Origin of the sequence: Rhizobium sp. RHZ02, from assembly GCF_014851575.1 — a bacterium.
Lineage (GTDB): Bacteria > Pseudomonadota > Alphaproteobacteria > Rhizobiales > Rhizobiaceae > Rhizobium > Rhizobium altiplani.
This window is the reverse complement of the sequence record NZ_JACUZX010000049.1, coordinates 1-10,116: the sequence shown is the minus strand read 5'-3', so window position 1 is coordinate 10,116 and position 10,116 is coordinate 1. Positions and strand designations below refer to the sequence as shown.

Here is a 10,116-nt window from a genome sequence, read left to right as displayed (position 1 = left end):
GGAGCAGCCCGGTAGCTCGTCAGGCTCATAACCTGAAGGCCGCAGGTTCAAATCCTGCCCCCGCAACCAACAAAACCTGAATATTTGCCAGTCAAGTCGCCTCACAGAAACCTCCTCCGCATAGGCGTCGAGGAGCTTTTTTTTGGACTCCGTGTCGATTTCTCAAGCCGCCAGGTTCGCCCAAATTCGCATGTGTTTCAGCAGCGACACAACGCCCAGCCGAAGCCCAACACGAAGCTTTGCCGCTGACTGCGGAGCCGGAATACAAGTTTCACCTTCGATCGAGGATTAGAGTTCGCCTCAACAGTAACCGTCAGGCTGGGGCAAGATTGCACCACGATAAGTCATGCCGATTAAGTGTGAGGGTCTTGCTGGCATGATCAAGGTGGCTTTATGCGGCGTAGGTTACTGGGGGCGCAACCTGCTACGTGTCCTTTCCAGCAATCCTGGGATTCAGTTAGCCGCAATTGTTGACACGCGGCTGGAGGTTCGAGAACGACTGGCGCAATCGTTCCCGAGCGCCGCGATTTACGAAGACGCTTCGTCTGTCATTCTCGATCCAAATATTGATGCAATGGTCATCGCAACGCCGGTGTCCTCGCACTACTCGCTTGCTAAGGCCGGTTTGGACGCCGGCAAGCATGTGATGATCGAGAAGCCCATGTGCGGTTCAAGTGAAGAGGCGGAAGACCTGGTCGCGCGGGCCAAAGCCTATGGCTTAACTCTGATGGTTGATCACACCTTCCTCTTCCATCCTGCCGTTCGAAAGCTCCGAGATCTCGTTGCAAGCGGCACGCTCGGGCATATTTCCTATTTTGACTCCCAGCGCGTCAATTTGGGCCTTTTTCAACCGGACGTAAATGTGCTCTGGGATCTCGCTCCTCACGACCTATCGATCCTGGACTATCTGTTTGCGGCAAAGCCGGTTTCAGTGGAGGCCAGCGGGTATTGTCACGTCAACGACAAATCGCCCGATATCGCCTACATCACCTTGCATTACGAGAACTCTATGGTCGCGCACCTCAATCTGAGTTGGATGTCGCCGGTAAAAATGCGGCGGATTGCTCTTGGGGGCAGCAAGCAAATGGCTGTCTGGGATGATTTGAACCGCGATGAGCCGGTCAAGATCTATGATTCCGGCATCACTATCCATTCCAATCAGGATCGCGAGATCAATCTTCCGAATTACAGAATCGGCGCGGTGACATCCCCGCGCATTTCCGGCCCCGAGCCGCTTACAGAAGTGGTTGAACACCTCCGTCGCTCCATCCTCGGGCAGGAGCGTTGCCAAACTGATGGTGATTTCGGACTGAGGATTGTCAGAACGCTGGAGCGGGCGCAGTCGGCACTGGAGCGCAGCTTGCAGCAGGTCGCATGCAGTAAGCGCAACACATTCAATATCATCGCGGCAGAGTGAGACGATGGAACAAAAGGTTAAACAATCGAACGCCTCAGATTTCCTAAGAGGGAAGCGCATTTTAGTAACCGGAGGCGCCGGCTTCATCGGCTCGCACATTGTCGATCAACTCATGGGCCACGAGGTTCAGGCCGTTGTGGCTGTCGATAATATGGTGCGTGGGAGGTCTGAGAATCTCTCTTCCGTTGCCGCCGACCCGCGCTTGCGGCTTGTAAACGGCGATATTCGTGACAATGCGCTCATGGACGAGCTGGTGCGAGACGCCGATATCGTATTCCATCAGGCCGCTTTGAGGATTACACATTGTGCCGCCGAACCCGCCGAGGCCTTTGAGGTTATGGGCCGCGCCACATTCGATCTTCTGCAGCTCTGCGTGAAACACAAAATTCAGAAGATCATCGCTGCGTCGTCCGCTTCAATCTATGGCTATGCTCCAGAATTTCCGACCACGGAGGCCGCAGCACCCTACGCCGATCGAACATTGTACGGCGGCCTGAAGCTCTTCAACGAAAAGCTGCTCCGATCATTCAACGATATGTACGGCCTTAACTACTGTGCGCTTCGTTACTTCAATGTCTATGGAACGCGCATGGATATCCACGGCCGCTACACGGAAGTCTTGATCCGGTGGATGGAGAGAATTGCTGCCAATCAACCTCCGATCATCTTTGGTGACGGCTTGCAAACCATGGATTTCGTGGAGGTTCGTGACGTCGCGTCTTCGAATATCGCGGCGGCTCTCTCTTCTGCTTCGGACGAAGTCTACAATGTCGCGTCAGGGGCCGAAGTTTCTCTAAAAGAATTGGCGCAGACGCTGCTCAAGATCATGGGACGGGAAAATCTCGGAATCCACCATGAACCTGCTCGCAACGTTAACCCAGTCGAGCGGCGGTTGGCCGATCCGTCAAAGGCGCGGGCGCAACTTGGTTTCCAAGTTTCGATCGGGCTGGAAGATGGATTGCGCGATCTGGTGCGATGGTGGCGGGATGAATGTGTCTCCGTGCTGGAGTCGGCCAAGTGATCCCCCTTATGCGCCCAACGGTGGGTCCAGAAGAAGCAGACGCACTCGCTTCCGTCATCGCTTCCGGCTGGTTGACCCAGGGACCACAGGTTCTTGGGTTCGAGACGGAGTTCGCTGCAATGACCGGTGCCTCATATGCGTGCGCGGTTTCCAACTGTACGACAGCGCTTCATTTGGCACTGCTGGCTGTCGGTGTTGGACCGGGTGACGAGGTGATCACGGTCAGTCACAGCTTCATTGCGACAGCGAATGCCATCCATATGTGTGGTGCCGAGCCGGTCTTCGCCGACATCGGTGCAGGTAGCTACAACATGGATCCGACCAGTATTGAGGTGCTGATATCGTCGCGGACTAAAGCCGTGTTGTGTGTGGACCAAATTGGTATGCCGTGCGACTTGCAGGCGATTTGCGCGGTCGCTCATGCGTATGGGCTGGCAGTGGTGGAAGACGCCGCCTGCGCCAGCGGATCGATGATCCTGGTCGATGACCAATGGCACCGGATCGGTGGCGTGCTCTCCGACGTGGCATGCTTCTCATTTCATCCCCGCAAGGTTCTTACGACGGGTGAGGGCGGAATGATCACCACGAACAACCCTGAAATAGACGCGAAGTGCCGCCTTCTGAGGCAACATGGAATGTCTGTCTCCGACCTCGCCCGTCATGCATCCAATCGTGTTGTGATCGAGACCTACACCGAGACGGGTTTCAACTACCGCATGACCGACCTTCAGGCTGCGGTTGGACGAGAGCAGCTAAAGCGTCTCGATGGAATTGTTGCCGAAAGGCGGAAATTGGCGAAGCGTTACGGCGAACTCCTGATGCCCGTCAACGGTATAATCGTACCGCAAGAGCCGAACTGGGCGAAATCTAACTGGCAGAGCTATTCAATTGGGTTGCCTGAAGGTGCAGATCGCGAAGAGGTCATGCAGGAGATGCTCGACCGAAAAATAGCGACCCGACGTGCAGTCATGTCCAGCCACCTTGAGGCGCCCTGGCGCGGGGCTCGACATGCAGGGCTTTCCCGATCCGAACATGTCAGCGCAGCTCATCTCATACTGCCACTTTTCTCCGGAATGACGGATGCCGAACAAGTCAGCGTGGTGACTGCCTTGTCAGAGATCCTTGCTGAAAAGGAGTGGCCCAATGCCCATCGCTGACAATGTCGTTTTTGAAGATGAGGTACTGATTTTCCATCCAGATCTCGTCAATTTGTATGGCTGCACAATCGGCCGTGGAACACGGATCGGCACCTTCGTGGAAATCCAATCGGATGTCCACGTCGGTGCAAAATGCAAGATCCAGTCCCATAGCTTCATCTGCTCTGGTGTCATCATTGAGGACGAGGTGTTCGTGGGCCATGGCGTCATGTTCACAAACGATCGTTATCCGGCTGCGACAAACGCTGACGGTGCATTGCAGGGCTCGGAAGATTGGGTCTGCCTTCCCACCCGTATCTGCTCCGGCGCATCGATCGGAAGTAATGCCACGATTCTACCGGACGTTGTAATTGGACCAAGGGCTATGGTAGCAGCGGGGGCGGTGGTGACCAAAGACGTTCCCGAATATGCCATCGTCGCGGGCAATCCAGCACGTGTGATAGGGTCTACTCGCGACATGTCGGAGAGTGGGCGATGAGTTCACAAACAACGGTACCTTTCGTCGATCTCTCTATCCAATGGGAGCAGATTCGCCATAATGTCATGCCGGAGATCGAACGGCTGTTCGATGCGAGCGCTTTTTGCCTGGGGCCATGGGTTGACGAATTCGAAAAGGCGATCGCCTCCTATCTTGAAGTCGATCACGCCATTGCCGTCAGCAGTGGCAGTGCTGCTCTGCATCTGGCGGTCATTGCAGCGGGCATAGGCCCGGGAGACAAGGTTCTGGTACCGGCCCATAGCTTTATCGGCACCTTGTGGGGGGTGATCTATCAGGGTGCTGTTCCGGTTTTTTGTGATGTGGAACGTGCTACGGGTACGATCGACTTTGCGGATGCGGAAAGGCGTCTGGATGGCGATGTGAAAGCAGTCATTCCGGTTCATCTTTACGGTCAGCCCGCAAATATGAAGGCAGCGCTGGAGTTTTCCGAGCGTCACGGACTGACAATGATAGAAGATGTGGCCCAAGCAATCGGCGCTCGTTACAACGGTCGACCGCTCGGATCGATGGGGTCAATGGGCTGTTTCAGTTTCTACCCGGGCAAGAATCTCGGTGCAGCGGGTGAAGGCGGCCTCATCGTCACGCAAGACGCCGACCTCGCTCAGCGGCTGAGGGCACTGAGAAATCACGGGCAGACGCAGCGTTATCTCCACGAACAGATCGGCTATAACTACCGCATGGATGGCCTGCAAGCGTTGGTCTTGAACAGCAAGCTAAGGCATCTTGATGATTGGACTGATCAGCGGAAGCGGGCCGCAGAACGGTATAGGGAGGGCTTGAAAGGCACGCCCCTTACGCTCCCTGAAGTCGTGCATGGCGATCATGTTTACCATCTCTACGTTGTACGCACGGATCGGCGCGACGACCTACGGTCGCACCTTGATTCAAGAAGTATCCAGACCGGATTGCACTACCCCATTCCATTGCATCGGCAGCCTTGCTTGGCGCAAGTCGAAAGCGCCCAAAGTGAATTTCTTGCAACGGAAGAATTTGCCGGCCAGGGGCTGTCTTTGCCCATGTTCGCTGGCATAACCGCGGCGCAGCAGCAACAAGTCGTCGATGCAATTTGCTCATTTTTCGAAAAGGGTGAGAGATGACGGTGGCAACACAGCGCAGACGCGTTCTATGCGTGTTGCCGCAGCTCAATACGACCACTGCTCCAGTTCTCACCAATGTGGTCGACGAGTGGATTTACGCGCTTGCTCACCACTGCGAGGTTAGTGTTGTCGACCGCGATTTCGATTTCAAAGCCGTCTGCGATGAGCTGCAGCCCGATTTCGTCATATTTTCGGCAGTGCATTCCGGCAGACCACTACGGCTTAACATCACAAACATTCATACCTACCCAGAGATACCGCGGGCGCTGTACTTCAATTGCGATCCACACGACCCGATGCGGCCACTCACGTTGAGCGCTCTCACTGAATACGGCATTGACACGATCTTCTGCTTCGGGCTGGAACATCTGCAGCATATGCCGGAGCTCTCGCAATTTGCCTGTTTCGTCATTCCGAAATTTATCGATCCCGAGATATTCCATGACTATAACTTGGAAAAGATCATCCCCATCAACATAATGAGTGGGCATCTATTCCCGAGTTTCTACCCGTGGCGGGCAAAGCTGACCCACGAGATTCAACACTTCTTTCCAACGCTAATTTATACTCATCCGGGCTATAGGCTACAGGACCGCAGGCCATTTGAGGTTCGTGACGCTAGATACGCTCAGTTAATTTCTCAAAGCTACTTTTCGGCTGCCGACACGACGCGGCTGGACTACGTCGTTCGCAAGCACCTTGAGATACCAGCTTGCGGTACGGTTCTTCTTGCTCCTGACTCCGATCGTCTGAAAGAATACGGCTTTGTGGATATGCAAAACTGCATCATGGGCAGCGGAAAGGAGCTCTACCAAAAGATCAACGAGGTCAGCAAAGACCTCGATCTTTATTCCGACATCCGCAAAAAGGGTTATGAACTCGTCCACAGCCGCTATACGCGTCAGGCGTGGACTTATATTGCAGATTGGTACGAGTGCCGCCGCGCCGTTCGTTCAGGCGAAGTTGTCAGACAAATCAATTGGTTCGGCAAATTCGAGATCGTTCCAATGCAATCCGCTTCCGTAGTTTTCGTGAACGCGGCCGTTCCGGACAGCCCGATGTCCGCAGTGCTTCGTTCGGCCAGATCGGCAATTCTGAAGGGAGGAGATTTCAAGGAGGTCGCGCAGACCCTGAGAGAGCTAAGTACTTGGATTAGCCATATCGCCGAGCCATGGGTTCTGCTCGGCATTATCTCGCTGCTCGAGGGAGATGCAGGAGAGGCCGCCATTCTACTTAGTCGTCGTAGCAATCTCCAGGGCACATCGTCGCCGGCCTTGGCGCAGATGGATCCGGTCGAGATCGCTTGGCTTCTCCTCCTGAGTGATATCATTGGCGACAAGGATTTGAGGGATTTCCTGCTTGAACAAGCCAAGACCGTCCCTCACGTTTCCATTAGGCGAACCAAATGGTTGATCGAAACAAACGAGCTTACGGATCCATCCAACGACGACTCGTTTGACGGACCGTTGCCTGGGGACTGCCTCTCGGTTGCTTGGATTGGAAATGAGGACTTTGATAGTTGGCTTGATTTAATGGCGCGATTGTTCCGCGCAAATAGTCGCCACGATCGCGCACTCGATATCGAAGGTCTTCTTGCCATGCGTGTGAAATCGGTGGGGCGGACGGCTGCAACGGTCTAGTCTTGGGCAAGAGCGATAGGTGTGGAATATCACACGTGTGAGGCTACCGCGTCTTTGGCCCATTGTGGTGAGTTTATCTCAACGGTCAAAGTAGATAGAGCAAGTTCACTCATGATTGAAACATTGAGAGCACTTCAAAAAACGCTGCAACTCAAGAAGCTCGCGCAATTCCAGCGGCGCGTGTCCTTCGGCGATTTGATAACTGATCGTTGGGAAAATGCGCGTGAATATGGATTTGGTGAGGGTACATCCTGTTATGACAGTGCCCTCGTTATGGGAGAGGTCCGTGTCGGTTGCCATACCTGGATTGGTCCTGGAACGGTATTGGATGGGACTGGCGGGCTTTCGATCGGTGACCACTGCTCAATCTCCACTGGTGTTCAGATCTATTCACATGACACTGTGCAAAGAAGCTTAACACTGGGAAAAGCGCCGATCGCATATTCTCCAACCAAGATTGGCAGCGGCGTCTACATCGGTCCCAACAGCGTGATTTCTCGTGGCGTGACGATTGGAGATGGCGCGGTGGTTGGCGCGATGTCTTTTGTTAATCACGATGTTCCAGCTGGAAGTAAAGTCTGGGGCTGTCCTGCTAGAATCCAGACGTAGTACAGGCGTTGGACTTTGATCTGAACCCCGTGATGCAGCCACCGGCCCGCGCTAGCCTTTTGACACGCTGAGCGGCAAACAAGGCGTCCCTAAACTATTTGGCGGTCGGCCGTATCAATGCATGGGATGATGGAGAGCCGTTTGTGTCATCGCTGATACTGTCGTCAAGCAACCGATGAAAGAGAAATCGAACTGGCTACAGGTGCCGGACCGCTGCTTCTATATTTGCTCACTCGTCTGCATCGCCCAAAGAAAAAGTGCTCGACGTCCGCGGTGACCGCGCTTGGCGCAAAGCTGAAATTGTTGCCGCGAGGGTCGGCTTGAGGCCGAGACTTTACAAGTCTCCGTCCCATCAGGCCCTGCAACCGATACCTTCCCAGATACCCGAAACAATCGCAGCCAGATATCCCCGGCGGGCCAGAACCTCCGCGGCGACGGCCTTGCTAGAGCAGGGGCAAGCGAGTCGTAAAAGGCAATCTGCGCTTCCGAAAAGTCGATGCCGCCTCCATGGGACTTTCCCTTCTCTCCCTTGCAGGAACCAGAAGTCGAAAATTCCCGCTCCGACGGCTCAGCATGACAGGCTACGTCAGAATCGAAAATCGATTCCGATTTTAGAGGCCTTGCTCCGGGCATTTCACCCGCCCGAGTTGCCAGAGCTATTGACCAGCACGCGAGAAAAAGTATTCCTTTTGTCGACAAGAGGATACCGGCATGACTGATACCGATACGAAGTCCACTCCCGAACGCAAGCGAGGCTCCGGCGTCAAGATGGTTTACGACCTCTTGCGCGATGAGATCCTGGACCTGGTTTTACCGCCCGGCAGTCCGATCGATGAGGTGCAACTGGCCGAGCGTTTCAAGATGTCGCGCACGCCGATCCGCGAGGCGCTGGTGAGGTTGGCCGGCGAGGGCCTGATCGACACGCTGCCCAATCGCTCGACCATGGTATCGAATATCGATTTCCTCAATATGCATACCTTCTTCGATGCGCTGGTGCTGATGTATCGCGTGACCACCCGTCTGGCCGCCCAGTATCATCGCCTCGAAGATCTGCAGGTGATCCGCGCGCATCAGGCCGACTTCGCCGCAGCGGTCGCGGCCCAGGACGCCCTGGCGATGATTGCCACCAACGCTGCCTTCCATTCAGCCATCGCCGAGGCAGGCCGCAACGCCTACTTCTCCGGTCTCTTCAATCGTCTCCTCGATGAGGGGCGACGCATCTTGCGGCTCTATTACCAGTCCTATGAAGACCGCTTGCCGCAACGTTTCGTCGACGAGCACGAAGACATTATCGCTGTCATCGCCGCGCGCGACAGCGAGGCCGCCGACCGCTTGGCGACGATCCATGCCGAGCAGATCGTGCAGCAAATACAGAAGCTTTTCGCGCGCGGCGGAAAACTGGATATCGCCCTCTGATCTGCTGCATATTTTTTGTCGACAAATAATATGCAAGTGATATAACCGCCGTCGAAGACACGGGGACCGGTGCCGGTGGAGGCGCGCGGCGATCCCTGCCCGTCCCGCCAGGCAATAGGAGTTTCGCAATGAAGGCCAAGATTTTCTCCGGTGTAATTCCGGCCCTGATGACCCCCTGCAAGGAAGACCGTACCCCCGACTACGACGCACTCGTCCGCAAGGGCCTGGAGTTGATCGCGCAGGGCATGTCGGCTGTCGTCTATTGCGGTTCCATGGGTGATTGGCCACTGCTGAGCGATGCACAGCGCATGGAAGGCGTGGAGCGTCTCGTGAAGGCTGGCATTCCGGTCATCGTAGGCACCGGCGCCGTCAACAGCGCCTCGGCCGTCGCGCATGCGGCCCATGCCCAGAAGGTCGGGGCACAGGGTCTGATGGTCATCCCGCGCGTCCTGTCGCGTGGTTCGGTAATCGCGGCCCAGAGGGCGCACTTCAAGGCAATCCTCTCGGCTGCCCCCGATCTTCCTGCTGTCATCTACAACAGCCCTTACTACGGCTTCGCCACGCGCGCGGACCTGTTCCTCGCACTGCGCGCCGAGCATCCGAACCTCGTCGGCTTCAAGGAATTCGGTGGCGCTGCAGACATGCGCTATGCAGCAGAGAATATCACCAGCCGCGATGATGGCGTTTCGCTGATGATCGGCGTCGACACGGCCGTCTTCCATGGCTTCGTCAATTGCGGTGCGACCGGAGCGATCACCGGCATCGGCAACGTGCTGCCGAAGGAAGTGTTGCACCTCTGCAACCTCGCCCAGGCCGCTGCTGCCGGCGACGCAGATGCCCGCCAGCGCGCGCTGGAGCTCGAGCAGGCACTTGCCGTCCTCTCGTCGTTCGACGAAGGCCCGGACCTCGTGCTGTTCTTCAAGCACATGATGGTATTGAAGGGCGACAAGGAATACACCCTCCATTTCTACGAAACCGACGCCCTGACCGATAGCCAGCGCGGTTACGTCGAAACTCAGTTCAAGCTCTTCAACACCTGGTACGCCGAATGGAGCAAGCTCCCGGGTGCCGTTGAGAAATACAAGGCCTGATTTCCAAAGGCTCTCAAATCGAAAGGCCCTCCGATTGGAGGGCCTCAGACTGCTGACGAACCCGTCGATATTTTCGGCGGGTTTGTTTTTTGGACGTTGGTTGTTTTAGTTGGGTTCTGAGGCGGGGCGAAGTTGGCGGCCTCTGGCCCTCATGCCATGGCTGGTCTGG

General features: G+C 55.7%; 9 protein-coding genes. All 9 read left to right on the top strand.

Features of this window, described 5'->3' with window-relative positions:
* The first annotated feature begins 376 nt into the window (after positions 1-376).
* The 9 genes from IB244_RS30925 (at position 377) to IB244_RS30885 (ending at position 9,947) form a co-directional block, all read left to right on the top strand.
* Positions 377-1,417, top strand: coding sequence for a Gfo/Idh/MocA family protein (locus tag IB244_RS30925; RefSeq protein ID WP_192306824.1), 1,041 nt, complete (start codon positions 377-379; stop codon positions 1,415-1,417).
* A gap of 4 nt (positions 1,418-1,421) precedes the next feature.
* Positions 1,422-2,438, top strand: coding sequence for an NAD-dependent epimerase/dehydratase family protein (locus IB244_RS30920; RefSeq protein WP_192306822.1), 1,017 nt, complete (start codon positions 1,422-1,424; stop codon positions 2,436-2,438).
* A gap of 8 nt (positions 2,439-2,446) precedes the next feature.
* Positions 2,447-3,595: a DegT/DnrJ/EryC1/StrS family aminotransferase gene (locus IB244_RS30915; protein ID WP_246733561.1), complete on the top strand. Its 1,149-nt coding sequence runs from the start codon at positions 2,447-2,449 to the stop codon at positions 3,593-3,595.
* Positions 3,582-4,073: an acyltransferase gene (locus IB244_RS30910; RefSeq protein ID WP_192306818.1), complete on the top strand. Its 492-nt coding sequence runs from the start codon at positions 3,582-3,584 to the stop codon at positions 4,071-4,073. Before IB244_RS30915 ends, IB244_RS30910 begins: the two co-directional genes overlap by 14 nt.
* On the top strand, positions 4,070-5,191 hold the full coding sequence (locus IB244_RS30905; RefSeq protein ID WP_192306816.1) for a DegT/DnrJ/EryC1/StrS family aminotransferase: 1,122 nt from the start codon (positions 4,070-4,072) through the stop codon (positions 5,189-5,191). The genes IB244_RS30910 and IB244_RS30905 overlap by 4 nt, the downstream gene beginning before the upstream one ends.
* Positions 5,188-6,831 carry a glycosyltransferase gene (locus tag IB244_RS30900; RefSeq protein ID WP_192306814.1) on the top strand — a complete coding sequence of 548 codons (1,644 nt, stop codon included), beginning with the start codon at positions 5,188-5,190 and terminating at the stop codon, positions 6,829-6,831. Before IB244_RS30905 ends, IB244_RS30900 begins: the two co-directional genes overlap by 4 nt.
* 111 nt (positions 6,832-6,942) lie before the next feature.
* Positions 6,943-7,440, top strand: a complete 498-nt coding sequence (locus tag IB244_RS30895; RefSeq protein WP_192306812.1) for an acyltransferase — start codon at positions 6,943-6,945, stop codon at positions 7,438-7,440.
* 711 nt (positions 7,441-8,151) lie between these two features.
* Positions 8,152-8,856 (top strand): GntR family transcriptional regulator, encoded by a 705-nt coding sequence (locus IB244_RS30890; protein ID WP_025662796.1) that lies wholly within the window; start codon positions 8,152-8,154, stop codon positions 8,854-8,856.
* A 128-nt stretch (positions 8,857-8,984) separates the two neighbouring features.
* A complete protein-coding gene (locus tag IB244_RS30885; protein WP_192306810.1) occupies positions 8,985-9,947 on the top strand; it encodes a dihydrodipicolinate synthase family protein in 963 nt (320 codons plus the stop codon).
* Positions 9,948-10,116 lie beyond the last annotated feature (169 nt).